Origin of the sequence: Salinivibrio sp. VGrn1 (assembly GCF_009377995.1) — a bacterium.
GTDB classification, from domain to species: Bacteria; Pseudomonadota; Gammaproteobacteria; order Enterobacterales; family Vibrionaceae; genus Salinivibrio; species Salinivibrio siamensis.
In genome coordinates this window covers 339,188-354,880 of the sequence record NZ_SATA01000002.1, presented here as the reverse complement: position 1 = coordinate 354,880, position 15,693 = coordinate 339,188, and the positions used below count along the sequence as shown (strand labels likewise).

The following is a 15,693-nucleotide window of genomic DNA, read 5'->3' as shown; positions in this document are numbered from 1 at the left end:
CTCGTTGTCGCAAAAGACGATTCCCCCATAGTTCAGTTGGTAGAACGGCGGACTGTTAATCCGTATGTCACTGGTTCGAGTCCAGTTGGGGGAGCCAAATTGAAAAGAAGCGCTAGCCGAAAGGCTGGCGCTTTTTTGTTCGAATTCCCAAAGTGTTCTCGCGAATTTGAATAACCTTGGAATCTAGTCTGTCGTGCGGAGAGTCGTTTCAATCAAGGCTCTCAAATTTTTTTAACTGTTCCGCTGCGCGGAATATGTCACTGGGCTGGGCGCCCCCGTTGAGTCCAGTTGGGGGAGCCAAATTAAAAAGAAGCGCTAGCCGAAAGGCTGGCGCTTTTTTGTTTTTGTGCGTATGAATAAAAACGCCACGCGTCAGAGCGTGGCGTTGGCCTCATTGATAGGTTGCCTTTATTCAGAGGCGATCAATTTTTGGTGATATACAGGTTACGTGTATACCTTAGCTTGTTGGGGTTATCGGTGTTATACCCGCCCACTTTCGGACTCTTAATCACGCTACGGGTATAGAAATACAATGGGATCGCTGGCATGTCTCGGGCGAAAATACGCTCTGCCTCTTGGTAGTACGCTTTTCGTTTCTCGGGCTCCGCGACCGTTAGAGCCTGATCAAGTGCCTTGTCATAATCTTCATTGCCCCAACTGGTTTTGTTCATACCATCACTACTGAAATAGCTCAGGAACGTGGACGCTTCGTTGTAATCACCTATCCAACCGTCGCGGGCGACATCAAAGTCTTTTTGTAAGACTTTTTGTAAGAAGGTTTTCCACTCTTGATTGGCCAAATTGACATTGACAGGAAGATGACGCTTCCACATAGACGTCACGGCTAACGCCAGTTTTTTGTGTGACTCCATGGTGTTATAGACCAGCTCAAATTCCAGTGGGTTATCTTGGGTATAGCCGGCTTCTGCCAGCAAGGCTTTGGCTTTTTGATAGCGCTCATCTTGGCTCATTTCCGCCCACTCGAGCTTAGGTGGCTCAAAATGGTTGATGGCTGGCGGTGTGGCGCTATATGCCGGAAGCTGGCCCTGACCGAGGATAATGTCGGTAATGATGTTTCTATCAATCGCATACGACAACGCCTTACGGACTCGCACATCGTCAAAGGGCGCTTTCTCTGTGTTAAACAAATAATAGTAAGTCGCCAGAGACGGCATAGTGATCAGTTCATTAGGGCGTTCCTTTTTAATCTGATCAAAGGCCTCGAGTGGAAAACTCGAAGTGATATCAATTTCACCTGTTCGGTAGCGGTTATATTCAGCGTTGACATCACTGGAAGCGACATACGAGGTTTTATCAATCACTGTTTCGTCGTTATTCCAGTAAAGTGGGTTGCGCGCCAAATCAATCCGTTCGTTGATGACCCAGTTGGTGAGATTGTAAGCGCCTGAGTTGACCATGTTATCTGGGCGGGTCCAGCTATCACCAAAAGCTTCCAATGCATGCTGTGGCACCGGATAGGTGGACGAGTGGGTGAGCATATTCGGGAAGTAGGGCGTGCGGCGCTCAAGGGTAAATTCTATCGTGTGATCGTCGATGGCTTTGACGCCAAGCTGCTCAGCGGATTTTTCACCGTCGGTGATCGCTTTGGCATTTTGGATATTGGCAGTCCCTAGGTACCAGGCATAAGGCGCGCCAGTGACTGGGTCAACCACACGCTGTAGCGTATACACTACATCGTCTGCGGTGATGGGTTCACCGTCAGACCATTTTGCTTTGCGAAGGTGGAATGTATAGGTGAGCCCGTCTTCGCTTACCTCCCAGTCTTTGGCCAGGCCAGGTACGACGTCGCCATTTGGATTGCGTACCATCAATCCTTCAAACAAATCCGAGATGATTTTATTGCTGGCGGTATCACTGGACTTGGTGGGGTCCAACGTGGGTACTTCCCCCGCGACACCCCAGATAAGCGTTTGGTTTTCGGCAAGGGTGACGTCATCAGGGACTTGCGCGGCAAACGCCGAGCTGCTCAATGCGAGTGCTAGCGCACTGGCTAATACCGTTGTTTTCATAATCCTTCCTTGGTTGAGTGTTTTGTTAATAAGTCATAACAATCAATAGATTAACGCTGATACCCGGGTAGGCCAATACGTGATGAAAGAAATGTGACATAGCTGGATAAGCCCACCGTAATTTGGCGTATCCGTTTCAGAAGGAAACATCACAAAAAGCTTATAACGAGGTGCAACCTGTTGCTTTTGTGATGCATTATTGGTCAAGTCTTGAGGTTTTTGGCTGATCTACCCGATTACTTGCTATGGAAAAAGGATTGTGCGAGCCTCGAAGGTGCAGCCGAGCAAGGAACTGCTTTATCGCGTGACAAGGAGAGCAAAATGAAAGTTTATGGGCATCCGCTATCGATTAATGTTCAGAAAGTGATGTGGCTAATCGATGAGTTAGATTTAAGTATCGCGCTAGAAGAAGTGGATATTCACCACAATCGGCACGATGCACAAGCGGTCGCACAGCGGTGTCCGATGCGCCAGGTGCCCGTGCTCGAAGATGGTCCCAATAGTGTTTGGGAGTCACACACTATATTGCGTTATCTCGTCGCGTGTTACGGCAATAAAATGTGGTATCCCGATTGTGCCTTTCAACGTTCCTGTTATGAGCGCTGGATGGACTGGTGTTTGTCTTCTTTCCAGCCAGTTATCAAAGCCGCTTTGTTTGCCTCTACCCCTGACGGTTCCGATGAGGGGCAAGCGAAGCAACGGGCGATGGAACAATGCCGCTATGAGTTAGAGAGAGTCAATGATGCACTCGACGACCAGCAGTATCTCACCTCAGATCGCATGACGTTGGCAGATATTGCCGTGGGAAGTTTAATCCATTGCCTTAGCCAGCAAAGCGACTGGGTGCTACCACCCAATGTTTCCCGTTGGCATCAACAATTGAGTGACCGACCCGGTTATCAACGCTGGGTGATGCAGGCAGCATCAACGCTGCCCACATAAGCGTTGGGTGGTTTTATAACGCTTGTAGAGGGCCGACAACACACAAGGCATTTTGATACCCAGGCTGTTGCTCAACGTGTTCAAGGTAGCGAAGAATATTGGCGTGCTTTTGAGCATCCAATTGCTTGCGCGCCGCTAGTAACGGAAAGCTCATCTGAATGTCGGCCGCTGTTAGCGTATCTCCACACAGCCAGGTGTGTTTGGCGAGATGTGAATCAATCATCGCAAAATGATCGCGAAGCTGAGGGGCGAGAAACTGTTCAGTGACGCCTTTCATCAGCTTTTTTGCCACGGGACGAATAAAGAATGGCATCGGTGATTCTGGGATCTTGCTAAAGATCAAAGACATCACCAACGGCGGCATCAGGGAGCCTTCCGCATAATGCATCCAATAGCGGTACAGGCCCTTTTCTTTATCCGTGTTGGGGGTTAGCGTGCCATCGCCGTACTTGTCGATAAGATATTCAATGATCGCCCCTGACTCGGCAATCACCACATCGCCGTCTTCGATGATGGGTGCTTTCCCTAAACTGTGTATCTTCTTCAGTTCGCGAGGCGCAAGTTTGGTTTTTGGATCACGTTGGTGACGTACCAGCTGATACGGAATCGCCAGCGACTCTAATAACCAGACAATCCGCTGCGATCGCGATTGCTCTAGATGATGTAAGATAATCATAGTGGACCGTTTTTTTGACTGTAATTTAAAAACTAGGCTCGGGATTAACGTACGGATTGACAACTAATTCGATCAACGCCGAGCGCGAGATCATTGATTTAAAGAAGGAAGCACTTGGCCTTCAATACGAAGATCGGGGCTGACTGACTGGATATTGGTACCGCGGATATAGAGATTTCCGCCTACGTAGATATCGTCAGGAATGCGCTCAATGGGTGAATTTGTCAGGTATAGATTTCCTTCCACAAACAAACGGCGCGGTAATTGCGTAAGCGGTGTGTTGACGAGGCTTAAATCACCCCGAACGACTAAATTAGGAGGAAGGCGGTTAATGGCGGTATTGGTGAGGTTGATATATCCCCCCACTTTCATTCTTGGGAGTTGTCTAATCGCTGTATTGGCGGCATTAAAGTAACCACCAACATCAAGCCCACGCGGGAGACGTACGATATCACTGGCCTCGATATCCAAGTAACCTTTGGTCTTAAAACCTGCCGGTAAAGCGGTAATCGGGGCAAAGCGAAGTTTCACATTGCCATAATTGTCGATATAGCCATGAAAGCGAAGATCTTGAACAAATTGGCTTGCCGGTTCATTCATGGCACGCGCTGGCTCAGCCACTATCATTGCTATTGGGAGTAAAAAAAGCCCGACAAAGAATGCTCTCATCGCCTCGCCGCCGCATGGGTGATCAATACTGGCTCTAATGTAGAGGGTTTTCCCTAAGATTCAAGCACCCGCCAGGGTTAATCATCGAAAATGTGGTTTGCTGCGTATCGCTTAACGCTTATTTGATAAATACCGAGGTGCCAGTGACCAATAGCCAGTACTCAACGTTGCGTCTTGTGTTAGGTGATCAACTCAACGCCAGCCACTCATGGTACAAAAAGACCGATGAAAATGTGCTGTATCTTGTTGCCGAGCTCAAGCAAGAAGCAACCTATGTCAAACATCATATCCAAAAGGTGTGCGCTTTCTTCGCTGCCATGGAAGCGTTTTCCCATGCCCTGAGTCAAGCGGGGCATCATGTTTGCTACCTAACCTTGGATGACACGCAAAATTACGAAAACTTACCGGCGTTAGTGGCTGATCTGTGCGAGCACTATCAGATCAAAACGTTTGAATATCAACGCCCGGACGAATACCGGCTAGACGAGCAATTAAAAGAGATGGCTTTACCCCAGCCTGTCACAGTGACATGCGTGGATACCGAGCACTTTTTACTGCCGTTCGATCAAATATCCAAGCAGTTCACTGCCAATAAACATCGCAAAATGGAGTATTTCTATCGCGATATGCGACGGCAGTTTGGCATTTTGATGGAGGGAGAATCTCCAGAGGGAGGGCGGTGGAACTTCGATCAAGACAATCGTAATAAACTCAAGAAAAGTGATTTAGCGGCTATTCCAACCCCCTTAATATTTAGCAATGATGTACGCGATATTTTGGCGCGTATTGAACGGCATCACGTGGCGACGATCGGAGAGCCTGCGCCAGACTTGCTCTGGCCTGTGACCCGTTCACAGGCTAAAACGTTGTTGGATCATTTTTGTCGTCACTGTCTGCCCCTGTTTGGTCAATTCCAAGACGCTATGACAGGGCAAAGCGAACACCAATGGAGCCTCTATCACAGCCGTCTATCCTTTGCGTTAAATGCCAAGCTATTGCATCCAATGCAGGTGATTGAAACGGCGATTAGCCACTTTCGAGCGGAGGAGGCGATTAACCTTGCTCAAATTGAAGGGTTTGTGCGTCAAATTCTAGGCTGGCGAGAGTATATACGCGGGGTATATTGGACAAACATGCCTGCCTACGCTAACAAGAACGCATTATCCGCGCAGCGGCCGCTTCCTCGTTTTTTTTGGACGGGCGATACCAAAATGCGTTGTGTCTCACAGGCGGTCACGCAATCCTTGCAGACCGCATACGCGCATCATATCCAACGCTTAATGGTGACGGGCAACTTTTGCCTATTGGCGGGCGTCGCGCCGGATGAGGTAGATGATTGGTATTTGTCGATTTATATCGACGCGATTGAGTGGGTTGAGATGCCTAACACCCGAGGGATGACCCAGTTTGCCGATAACGGGCTTGTGGCGACTAAGCCTTATGCCGCCAGTGGGGCCTATATTCATCGCATGAGTGATTATTGCGGTGATTGTCATTATTCGGTGAAGGACAAAACCGGCGAGAAAGCGTGCCCGCTCAACGCACTTTATTGGCATTTTATGCATCGGCATCGCGAGCGATTTGCGCATAACCCGCGTACAGCAATGCCTTATAGAAATTGGGACAAAATGGCGCCGACCCAGCGTGATGGCATCTTACGTCACGCAGAAGCGTTGCTCGATAACTTAGATGCTTTGTAGTCTGTTTATTCGGCGCGCTCACGTACGATGAACGCGCCGGACTCATGATCACTGGGTATTAGGAACGACTTGGATCTCGACGCGACGGTTCAAGGCGCGGTTAGAGGCGCTGTTGTTGGCGACGAGAGGACGCGTTTCACCAAAACCAGAGGTATAAAGGCGCGCATTGTCGATAGACTGGCTGGCAAGATAGCGTTTAACGCTCATCGCACGTCGTTCAGACAAGCCTTGGTTATACGACGCCGCGCCAGTGTTATCCGTATGCCCCTCGATGCTTAAAAAGGTTTTATCGTATTTACGCATGACGTTAGCAACGGCGTTCAGGGTCGGATAAAAGTCAGCGGCAATAGCGTCTTGGTCAAGCCCAAAGGTGATGTTTGACGGCATAATCAGGCGAATATTATCCCCTTCTCGAACGACCTGGATGCCAGAGCCAGCCAATTCCTCACGAAAAGCCTGCTCTTGTTTATCCATGTAGTTGCCGACCGCTGCGCCCCCAATGGCACCAATCGCGGCGCCAATAAATGCGCGCTTGTCTTTGTGGTTGGATGTTGACTTACCCGCGATAGCCCCAGTAATGGCACCAATGGCTGCGCCTTTTTGGGCGTTGGACATTGATTCACACCCGGTGAGCGCCAAAGATGCCGTCAATACTGCCACAGCGGTTAGTGTGTATTTTTTTCCCATGGTTTTCTCTCTGTTTACGCGTTAGCTTCCATAACCTATCGCACGTTAGACAGTGTTCTTCAAGAAAGTGTCAAAAAAATGAATGGTTGCTGCCGTTTTAAACGATATGGTGCGCGCCGATGACATAACTCTCAATTTTGCCTTTTTATCTCTGCATCCTGCCAAGCGAATTGCGCTGGATCAAAATGTGACGAACAAACCACGTGTTACAAAAAGGCTTCAAAGCAAAAAGGGAGCACCGTTTTCGTGCTAGCCCGATTATCCCTACAAAAGGAGCCAACGATTATGTCGAGCACTTTCTTTATCCCAGCCGTTAACCTGATGGGGGCCGGTTGCCTTGCAGAAGCGGCAGACGCGATTCAATCACATGGATTCAAAAAAGCGCTGATCGTGACAGATAAGGTGCTGAACGAAATTGGCGTGGTAAAACAAATTGCAGGCCTGCTTGATAGCCGACAGGTCGACAGTGTGGTCTATGATGGCACGCAGCCAAACCCGACCACCGAAAACGTGGCGCAAGGGCTGGCACTGTTACAAGAGAACCAGTGTGATTGCGTGATTTCACTCGGCGGTGGCTCCCCACACGATTGTGCAAAAGGGATTGCCTTGGTGGCCAGCAATGGCGGGCAAATTGGTGATTATGAGGGGGTTGATCAATCAGCTAAACCTCAGTTGCCGTTAATCGCAATCAATACCACGGCGGGAACCGCATCGGAAATGACGCGTTTTTGCATTATTACTGATGAGGCACGCCACATTAAAATGGCGATTGTCGATAAGCACACCACGCCTATTATTTCTGTCAACGACCCTGAGTTAATGTTGGCTAAGCCTGCGTCATTAACCGCGGCCACAGGTATGGATGCGCTCACTCACGCGATTGAAGCCTATGTGTCTACCGCGGCGACGCCGATTACGGATGCAGTGGCATTAAAGGCGATGACGTTAATTCAACAGCATCTGCGTACTGCTGTCGCTGATGGACAAAACATCGAAGCGCGCGAGCAAATGGCGTATGCCCAGTTCATGGCGGGCATGGCATTTAATAATGCGTCTTTGGGCTATGTCCACGCCATGGCGCACCAGCTTGGTGGCTTTTATGACTTGCCGCACGGCGTGTGCAATGCCGTATTGCTGCCTCATGTTCAGCGCTATAACGCGCAGGTTTGTGCTGAGCGTTTGCGTGATGTCGCCACTGCAATGGGCGTGGATACAGAGAATATGATGGCTGATGAGGGAGCGAAAGCCGCCATCCAAGCGATTCAGTCGCTTTCAACGGACGTAGGCATTCCTGCAGGCTTGAACGAATTAGGTGCCAAGCAAGAAGATATTGATGTGCTGACTGAAAATGCGTTGAAAGATGCGTGTGGTTTCACTAACCCGAAACAAGCAACACACGACGAAATCGCCAAGATTTTCATGGAAGCCATGTAACGTATCAAAGCGTATCGCCCCATTATAAAGCAGGCCTGATGATTCAGGCCTGCTTTCTTAGTTAGAGGTCAAGATTAATCAATGGTCCAGTCTCGATTAATCACTACGATCTTCCACTTCGGCAATCTGGTTTTGGCAGGCTTGCCCGCTCAAAACGGTTTGAATATTGGTTAAAGTCGTCTCGGCGATATTGTGCAGTGCTTCTTTGGTCAAGAACGCTTGGTGGCCGGTGATCAGCACGTTGTGACAGGCTGAAAGGCGACGGAACACATCATCGACAATCACATCATTCGACTTATCTTGGAAAAATAATTCACGCTCATTATCGTAAACATCGAGTCCCAACGATCCGATGCGCCCCTGTTTAAGTGACTCAATCGCGGCAACCGAGTCGAGTAGCTCGCCCCGACTGGTATTAATCACCATCACGCCATCTTTCATTTGCGCAAAGGCGTCGGCGCTAAGCAAGTGGTAGTTATCTTGAGACATCGGGCAGTGCAGGGAAATAATGTCGCTTTGGGCATACAGTGTTTCTTTCGAGACATATTCAGCACCAAGCGCCATTGCTTCGGGGTTTTCATAGGGGTCGTGGCAGAGAATACGCATGCCTAGCCCATTAAGAATGCGCATGGTAGCAATACCGATTTTGCCCGTGCCGATGATCCCAGCTGTCTTACCATGGAAATTAAACCCAACTAAACCCTCCAGCTCAAAGTTAGCGTCTCGGGTGCGCTGGTATGCTTTATGGAAGCGGCGGTTGAGGCACATCATCATGCCAACCGTGTGTTCGGCGACCGATTCAGGCGAGTAAGCGGGGACTCGTACCACGGTGATGCCCAGCGATTTGGCGGCATCTAAATCGACGCGATCGTATCCCGCGCAGCGCAATGCAACTAAATAAACCCCTGAATCTGCGAGGATTTCTAAAACGGGCCGAGAAAGATCGTCGTTCACGAAAGCACAAATGGCTTGTGCGCCTTGCGCCATCTTGGCGGTTTTTTCAGTGAGTAAGAAATCATGGAACTCAAACGTATAATCAAACGCAGCATTCACATGGGAGAAGGCGGCCTTGTCATAAGATTTGGCGCTAAATACGGCAATGGTCGTCATTAACTAGCCTCCGAAGCTGTCGAGGAGGAAATGTGATATGTATCAATAACGTGATTTCCATCAAAAATAAACCCCCAAATAGCATGGAAATGGGGGCTAGAGAGAGACGCATCGCTGCCTTGACCGGCGCGATGCGTAGAGCGGGTCTTTTAGGTACGTTTGATTTGAGCAAAGTCGCTATTTATCAATCGCACCAGAGGGTTTGCTTCCCATATTTTTTCTTTAGTGGCTAGGCCAATGCCCAAGCCAATTAAAAAACCACCAATATGCGCTGCGTAGTCGACACCCATTGCACCGGAAAGTGCTCCCAAGAGGTTAAAACCAAGCCAAATAGCAAAGAACCAAGCGGCGGCGAGCTTGCGCTGATAAAAAAAGAACATGAATGTTAGGCTAGCATTGCGGAACCATACAAGGTAAATACCAAAGAGCCCCGCAATAGCCCCACTCGCCCCCAGTGCTGGGATAGCACTGCCTATATGAGCCACCATGCTGATCAGTGACGCGCCTAAACCGCAGAGCAAGTAAAGAATGAGATACTTTTTATGGCCGAGCACATCTTCTATATTATCTCCGACAACAAAAAGAAAGTACATATTGCCAGCGAGATGTATAGGACCACCGTGCAAAAATGTCGCAGTCAGTAACGTATATAGCTTTTCTCCATGGCTCACTTCGTTTGCAATCATTGCAAAGTTATCGAGGACATAATGCATACTGCTGTCATTCGCTGCATAGGTCAGAAAAATGAGAATGTTAATTGCGATTAATGACCAGTTTACCCATGGCTTGCTTTGAGGTTTGATGTTGTACTCAACAGGCATGGCCGTGAGCATTTGAAACAAATATGTTTTCCAACTAATTTTTTTGTTGAGATGATCGAGGGTCTCTTTTAGAACGGGACTTTTCTCTACTGCTTCTAGCTCTTCCTTGTCTATCCAGCTACCGTTACATTGTCGACATACATCAATCTCAACATGAAAGTTTTCCAGCAAGTGGTGGCGTGTCATATGCTCATTACATTCTGGGCAATCAAGTTCCGTATCAGCGATCCAATCGCCAAAACGCTCGCTGAAACATTCACCTATTGGCCCATCATTAACTTCTTCAATTAGACGATTGACTTCCATGTTCTCAAACCAGAGACCTCCGCATCCACGACATACGTCAATCGTTTCACCCTGATACTCGGTCGCAAGTAACTCTTGGTTTTGACATTTTGGGCAACTATTACGCTTGGTCATAATTACGTTTCCTTAAGTGAACCGATTTCTACACCTTTCTCACTGAGTTCCTTTTTCAATTGCTCAGCACTGCGTTTTAAATCGGGTAATGTTTGTTCGCGAAGCTTTTTAACCAGCTTTTTGAGCTGCTTACCTGCATAGTTGGCACCCAAGGCTCGCCGTTCGGCTCTATCCATTAAATTATCGGAGTGTGAATAAAATCGGCGAGCCTGAGTGATTAACGAACTCGGTGTTTCTAACGTTGTTGGGTTGTATTTCATCGTTTCCCAAACATAACGATCAAGAGGGGGGCGAAAATCTTTGATTTCTTGTAATGGACGACTACGAATTAGAAATTCATCGGCATAGGCCTCAATCGCATCAGCATTGTCGGTAAGCTCAGCATGAAGGGATTGGCGTAAATAATAGTTGTCCTCCATTTTACTGTATGCATCAAATGTTAATGCTTGCTCCAAGCCACTTTGGGCAGCCAAGTAGACGCCCACTATTGTTGATATGATCATAAATAGTTGGCTAAGCCAGAAACCTGTGTTTTTTAACTCTTGATTATCTAGTTTTTTTACTAACGGTGTTTTTTCCATTTGGGAACTTGACGTGCTTTCTTGCGACTGATCCGATGATCGTTCGTTAGCCATATTCATTGTCCTTCGGGTGGTGAGGCAGTAAAAGGTGGAAAATTAACCGCGCTATGATATGGATGTTGATATCGAATTTATAGGTATAATTAGACAGAATTTGAGGCTGAGTCGAAAAATATGCCTAATAGAGTAATTACTCTTCCTTTATATACAGTACTCATTGGGTATGAACGGAGCGCGTGAAGTCAGAACGTGGGTTAACCCGTGAGCAGAAATCCAAGTTTTATGGGCAAGCTCACAGCAGGACAACCGTTTTGTCTGTCAATAGCCTAAATGATGAGTGATTGATCCGGTTGGAAAATGTTGGCTCGCATCGATGTAATGAGAAAGCCGAACGTGTGTCCGGCTTTGCGAGTTGGGCTTCTCCCGATTGGTTAAAAACGCATCGTGGCATTAATGCGGATATCTCGGCCAGCGGCTGGCACACCGGCAGACAGATAAGGCGTGTAATACTGATCGGTAAGATTGACGATGGCTGCGTGAAGCACGAAATCATCACTGGGTTTCCATTCTCCATACAGGTTTTGGAAGAAGTAAGCGTCGCTCTCCACATTTGCCGTATACAAAAAGGAGTTCTCTGGAAGACGGTCTTGCTCATCCCAGTATTGGCCTTGCCATCCGAGTTGGACGGTATCCGTCAATTGGTGTCCAATCCCTAACTTGGCATTGAGTGGTGGGTTTTCATACCAGTATTCATCGTCGCCAGTGCTATCGCGCAACGAACCTTTGTGTTTACCTCGCACCATAGAGACAGACGCATCGGCAGACCACTTGCCGAGACGATATTGCAGTTGTGCGTCGAAACCGTAGGTATAGCGCCCGTCCAAGTTGGTGTAATAGCCCTCTTTTTGCTTGGTTGCATTGACACCTCGGCGCTGGGCAACATCATGAATAATATCATTCCAGAATAATGTGACTTCGGAGGCGAGATGATCGCCTGCAGTTAACACATTTTGACGTTTATCAGACAAGCCCAACAGATACGCATTGATACGAGTGACGGAAAGGTCGCGACTTGAAGATGCCCGTTTTGAGGCCTTGGCATATTGCACCGTATATAACTCGTCAATGGTTGGCGCTTTCATTCCATAGGCATAAGCCGCTTTAAGCTGTGTTGATGCACTGACATCATAAGTCAATGCAACACGGGGCTCCCAGCCTTGGTGGCTGATAGCGCTGTAATCATGGCCGACTGATGGATCGTTGTAATCAGGCGCTGGGTTTGGCACACCTTGTGATCGAATATGGCTATAGCGAAGTGAGGCGGTGAGTTCGAGATCTGGGGTAATAAAGTACTTATCTTGTACAAACACGCTGGCTGTTTGTTGCGCGCCCGATGGTTCAAAGTTGGGTGTGTAGTAGCCGTTGTTTTTCGATGGCTTTTTACGATACGTGTGGTTGTAGACGTGCGAGTCTCGGTCTTGATCTTGATACTGGGCCCCGATCATGACTTCGTGATCACCGAGGTAACTGGTATTGGTGATCTCGGCAAACCAACGCTCATAGGACAACCAGACTTGGTGGCCGTATTGGCCTGATGTGATGTAAGACTGATAGGTACTATCTGGGCGCTCCCAATAGCGATGGTTTTGTGAATGCGCGATCACGACACGGGTGTCGATATTGTCGTTAAACGGTTGATAGTGATAATTCAACGTACTGGTATATTCGCGATAGTGATTATCTACTGAGGTGGCGAATAGTGCGGCTTCGTAGCTACCATATTTATTGATTTTGTAATCACTAATTGAAGGCATGGTGCCGCGACGATTCGCCCACGGCTTTCTCCCTTGGTCGTCATAGCGGGTGTGGCTGAGCATCATATTGTGCGCGTTTGACTGGTAGCGAATCTTACCCAGCAAACTGTGTTGACGGTAGCCAGAGAACGTAAAGACATCACCGTTGCCCAGTTCGATATCATCGGCATCACGTCGAGAGCCGTGCAACAGCGCTGACCAACCAGCGTCAGAAACACCATAAGTGGTCACACTGCGCTTCCATTGTTGGTTCACACTGTTGAAGCCGGCTTGAGCCATCGCGCCAATCGACGAATCAGGGTCAAGAAAGTCAGCCGCTTCTTTGGTTTCCATGATAAAGCTGCCACCAAAAGCCCCCACACTGGCACGCACATTATGATCGCCTCTTACTACGCGCACGGATCGTAGTAACTGAGGATCGATGAAAAAGCTACCATAGCGATACTGTTGAAAGCCGACGGGGGCACCATCGATCCGAACAGACAGTGCCGAGGGATGCGAAAAGCCCCACACATTGATACGTTCACTGCCTGGACGTGCGCCAGCGTCGAGTGAGACGCCAGGCATCTTCATTACCAATTCTCCGATATTATGCGCCTGTTCACGTTGGATATCGTCTAGCTCTAACGTCGACTTTCCGGGTGAGGTGAGGGTGATAGGGTGGTTTAATTGCTCACCTTGTATCTCGATAGTTTCAATGCGGCTAGAAGAGGAGTTTGTGGTCGCACTGGCGGTTTGGGCACTAACGGCAAAGGCTGCCAAAATGGAAAAACGTAGAGAGCGATATGGCATATTGATGCTACTTCACTGACGTATAAAAGCGCGCACTATACGCCAGCTCTGGGTAACTATCAATGCTAATGAGATTTATTATCAGTTATGCATTGGTCATTTTTGTTGCCAAGCAGTATGATACTGGGAAATGCTCAATAGGATATGCACATGTTTACCGGAATTATTCAAGCGGTGGCACATATTGAAGTTTGCCGCGATCATCAAGGTATTCGAACATTCGATATTCGTTTCCCGGATGGTTTTTGTGAGGGGTTAGCGGTGGGAGCCAGCGTTGCTATCGATGGTGTGTGCTTGACAGTGACTACGCAGCTTGAGCAGACGCTGGTTCGCTTCGATGTGATGGTACAAAGTCTCGCGATTACGACACTAAACAGCATCAAAGCTGGGGATGCGGTGAATGCTGAACGTGCCGCGAAAGATGGCGCTGAAATTGGCGGACATCCGTTATCGGGACACGTCGATTGCCGTGCGACCTTATCCGATGTGCTGGTACAAGACGAAAATTATCGTTTGCGCTTTTCGGTACAGCCTGAATGGATGCGCTATGTTTTTTCCAAAGGCTATATTGCCATCAATGGTGCGAGTTTGACCATCGCAGAGGTGAACAAAGACCAAGGCTGGTTTGACGTTTGGCTTATTCCTGAAACACGTCGAATGACAACGTTCGAGCGAAAGGTGGAAGGGGATCAAGTGAATCTCGAAATCGAGCGCCAGACGCAAGTCATGGTCGACTCGGTGCGCGAGACGCTCAATGAGCAATTGGGTCCTTTACTTCCCGTACTCGAATCGCTTGCGAAAGAGCAGGGGATTGATCTAGATACCATCGGTATCGCTAAGCAACCATAAATTAACAAATAGCAAACATTCTCTCCAGCCGGCTAATACCGCAACAGGCGGGGCGAGCGACGCCCCGCCTGCCTTCCAAGCTGCCCAAGCTCCACTTGCTCACTTTGTGCGCGAACTTGCTCAAATGATGATGTGGTTAACAAAAATGTCAGTATTGAGACATAAAATTATGCTCGAACGCTCATTTTTGTTGTGAGTTTGTTTTCGAGATGCTGTGATTATGCAAAATGATAGTGTGGTTTTGAACGTGTAACCCTACTAACAGTGACAAGGATAATCATATGAAAAAGGCATCGTCGACTCTATTAGGAGAGTGCGTGTCCGAGTTTATCGGCACGGGCTTACTCATTTTTTTTGGTGTGGGCTGCGTGGCCGCTTTAGTGCTCACCGGCGCTGACTTTGGTCAGTGGGAAATCAGTATTGTATGGGGCTTTGGTGTCGCCATCGCCATTTACTGTACCGCAGGGGTGTCCGGCGCGCACATTAACCCCGCGGTCACCATTGCACTCGCCGCGTTCCACGGCTTTGATAAGAGTAAAGTTGTTCCATACATCATTTCACAAATGCTTGGCGCGTTTGCCTCGGCTGCGCTCGTCTATAGCCTTTATAGTAACCTTTTTGTCGAGTTTGAGCTGGCAAACAACATGCTGCGCAGTAGCCCTGAGGCCTTGTCGACGGCGGGGATCTTCTCGACCTATGCGCATCCTGCCTTGTCGTTTACGGGCGCCATGGCGGTAGAGTTTGTGATCACTGCGGTACTGATGTTCGGTATTCTCGCACTGGGTGATGAAAACAATGGTGCGGCTCGTGGTCCAATGAATCCGCTGCTAATTGGTATTCTTATTGCCGTCATTGGTGGCTCTTTGGGTCCATTGACCGGGTTTGCGATGAATCCAGCGCGTGACTTTGGTCCGAAGCTGTTTGCTTACCTCGCTGGATGGGACTATGCCCTGACGGGCGCGCGTGATATCCCGTACTTCATTGTCCCTATTGTTGCCCCTATTTTGGGTGCCTGCTTTGGCGGTTGGCTGTATCCGAAAGCGATTGCCCCATATCTCCCCCAAGCAGGACATGGCTGTACGATCCCTAACCAATGTGACGACGATGAGCTGGCTGAAACGGAGACGCGAGAAGTCAACGCCTAACCTAGCACTGTGTCCAATGGCGC

The 15,693-nt window shown here is 48.6% G+C and carries 13 protein-coding genes and 1 tRNA gene; 6 read left to right on the top strand and 8 right to left on the bottom strand.

What is annotated here, in order from left to right; genetic code table 11:
- Nucleotides 1-21: 21 nt before the first annotated feature.
- Nucleotides 22-97: transfer RNA gene (locus tag EHW56_RS04625), tRNA-Asn, on the top strand.
- A 325-nt stretch (nt 98-422) separates the two neighbouring features.
- On the opposite strand, the gene EHW56_RS04620 is transcribed toward EHW56_RS04625, so the two are convergent.
- Entirely contained in the window at nt 423-2,030 is a 1,608-nt protein-coding gene (locus EHW56_RS04620; RefSeq protein ID WP_152794299.1) for an ABC transporter substrate-binding protein, read from the bottom strand.
- A 321-nt stretch (nt 2,031-2,351) separates the two neighbouring features.
- Between EHW56_RS04620 and EHW56_RS04615 the strand changes: the two genes are divergently transcribed.
- The gene (locus tag EHW56_RS04615) at nt 2,352-2,972 is read left to right on the top strand and encodes a glutathione S-transferase family protein (RefSeq protein WP_152794297.1); all 621 of its coding nucleotides are present in this window, start codon (nt 2,352-2,354) and stop codon (nt 2,970-2,972) included.
- A 13-nt stretch (nt 2,973-2,985) separates the two neighbouring features.
- On the opposite strand, the gene EHW56_RS04610 is transcribed toward EHW56_RS04615, so the two are convergent.
- Nucleotides 2,986-3,648 (bottom strand): glutathione S-transferase, encoded by a 663-nt coding sequence (locus EHW56_RS04610; RefSeq protein WP_046075667.1) that lies wholly within the window; start codon nt 3,646-3,648, stop codon nt 2,986-2,988.
- Between the two features lie 90 nt (nt 3,649-3,738).
- A complete protein-coding gene (locus EHW56_RS04605) occupies nt 3,739-4,269 on the bottom strand; it encodes a hypothetical protein (RefSeq protein WP_052708116.1) in 531 nt (176 codons plus the stop codon).
- Between the two features lie 191 nt (nt 4,270-4,460).
- Between EHW56_RS04605 and EHW56_RS04600 the strand changes: the two genes are divergently transcribed.
- Entirely contained in the window at nt 4,461-6,017 is a 1,557-nt protein-coding gene (locus EHW56_RS04600; RefSeq protein ID WP_172969909.1) for a cryptochrome/photolyase family protein, read from the top strand.
- Nucleotides 6,018-6,065: 48 nt separating this feature from the next.
- Here EHW56_RS04600 and EHW56_RS04595 read toward each other — a convergent pair whose 3' ends face one another.
- Nucleotides 6,066-6,704 carry an OmpA family protein gene (locus tag EHW56_RS04595; protein WP_069360956.1) on the bottom strand — a complete coding sequence of 213 codons (639 nt, stop codon included), beginning with the start codon at nt 6,702-6,704 and terminating at the stop codon, nt 6,066-6,068.
- A gap of 285 nt (nt 6,705-6,989) precedes the next feature.
- Between EHW56_RS04595 and yiaY the strand changes: the two genes are divergently transcribed.
- On the top strand, nt 6,990-8,138 hold the full coding sequence (gene yiaY, locus EHW56_RS04590; RefSeq protein WP_152794293.1) for an L-threonine dehydrogenase: 1,149 nt from the start codon (nt 6,990-6,992) through the stop codon (nt 8,136-8,138).
- Between the two features lie 96 nt (nt 8,139-8,234).
- On the opposite strand, the gene EHW56_RS04585 is transcribed toward yiaY, so the two are convergent.
- From EHW56_RS04585 to EHW56_RS04570, 4 genes are all read right to left on the bottom strand, one after another.
- Complete coding sequence (locus EHW56_RS04585) at nt 8,235-9,248, bottom strand: 2-hydroxyacid dehydrogenase (protein WP_152794291.1); 1,014 nt, start codon at nt 9,246-9,248, stop codon at nt 8,235-8,237.
- A 149-nt stretch (nt 9,249-9,397) separates the two neighbouring features.
- Nucleotides 9,398-10,489, bottom strand: a complete 1,092-nt coding sequence (locus tag EHW56_RS04580; RefSeq protein ID WP_152794289.1) for a rhomboid family intramembrane serine protease — start codon at nt 10,487-10,489, stop codon at nt 9,398-9,400.
- Nucleotides 10,490-10,491: 2 nt separating this feature from the next.
- Nucleotides 10,492-11,124: a hypothetical protein gene (locus tag EHW56_RS04575; RefSeq protein WP_227486429.1), complete on the bottom strand. Its 633-nt coding sequence runs from the start codon at nt 11,122-11,124 to the stop codon at nt 10,492-10,494.
- 377 nt (nt 11,125-11,501) lie between these two features.
- On the bottom strand, nt 11,502-13,676 hold the full coding sequence (locus tag EHW56_RS04570; protein ID WP_152798760.1) for a TonB-dependent receptor domain-containing protein: 2,175 nt from the start codon (nt 13,674-13,676) through the stop codon (nt 11,502-11,504).
- 150 nt (nt 13,677-13,826) lie between these two features.
- Between EHW56_RS04570 and EHW56_RS04565 the strand changes: the two genes are divergently transcribed.
- On the top strand, nt 13,827-14,525 hold the full coding sequence (locus EHW56_RS04565) for a riboflavin synthase subunit alpha (protein ID WP_152798758.1): 699 nt from the start codon (nt 13,827-13,829) through the stop codon (nt 14,523-14,525).
- Nucleotides 14,526-14,806: 281 nt separating this feature from the next.
- A complete protein-coding gene (locus tag EHW56_RS04560) occupies nt 14,807-15,670 on the top strand; it encodes an MIP/aquaporin family protein (protein ID WP_046075675.1) in 864 nt (287 codons plus the stop codon).
- The last annotated feature ends 23 nt before the right edge of the window (nt 15,671-15,693 follow it).

Excerpts from the sequence above, each read along its gene's own strand:
- EHW56_RS04620 (WP_152794299.1), bottom strand. The coding sequence starts at position 2,030 with ATGAAAACAACGGTATTAGCCAGTGCGCTAGCACTCGCATTGAGCAGC.
- EHW56_RS04585 (WP_152794291.1), bottom strand. The coding sequence starts at position 9,248 with ATGACGACCATTGCCGTATTTAGCGCCAAATCTTATGACAAGGCCGCC.
- EHW56_RS04615 (WP_152794297.1), top strand. The coding sequence starts at position 2,352 with ATGAAAGTTTATGGGCATCCGCTATCGATTAATGTTCAGAAAGTGATG.
- EHW56_RS04570 (WP_152798760.1), bottom strand. The coding sequence starts at position 13,676 with ATGCCATATCGCTCTCTACGTTTTTCCATTTTGGCAGCCTTTGCCGTT.
- EHW56_RS04610 (WP_046075667.1), bottom strand. The coding sequence starts at position 3,648 with ATGATTATCTTACATCATCTAGAGCAATCGCGATCGCAGCGGATTGTC.
- EHW56_RS04580 (WP_152794289.1), bottom strand. The coding sequence starts at position 10,489 with ATGACCAAGCGTAATAGTTGCCCAAAATGTCAAAACCAAGAGTTACTT.
- EHW56_RS04575 (WP_227486429.1), bottom strand. The coding sequence starts at position 11,124 with ATGGCTAACGAACGATCATCGGATCAGTCGCAAGAAAGCACGTCAAGT.
- EHW56_RS04565 (WP_152798758.1), top strand. The coding sequence starts at position 13,827 with ATGTTTACCGGAATTATTCAAGCGGTGGCACATATTGAAGTTTGCCGC.
- yiaY (WP_152794293.1), top strand. The coding sequence starts at position 6,990 with ATGTCGAGCACTTTCTTTATCCCAGCCGTTAACCTGATGGGGGCCGGT.
- EHW56_RS04595 (WP_069360956.1), bottom strand. The coding sequence starts at position 6,704 with ATGGGAAAAAAATACACACTAACCGCTGTGGCAGTATTGACGGCATCT.
- EHW56_RS04560 (WP_046075675.1), top strand. The coding sequence starts at position 14,807 with ATGAAAAAGGCATCGTCGACTCTATTAGGAGAGTGCGTGTCCGAGTTT.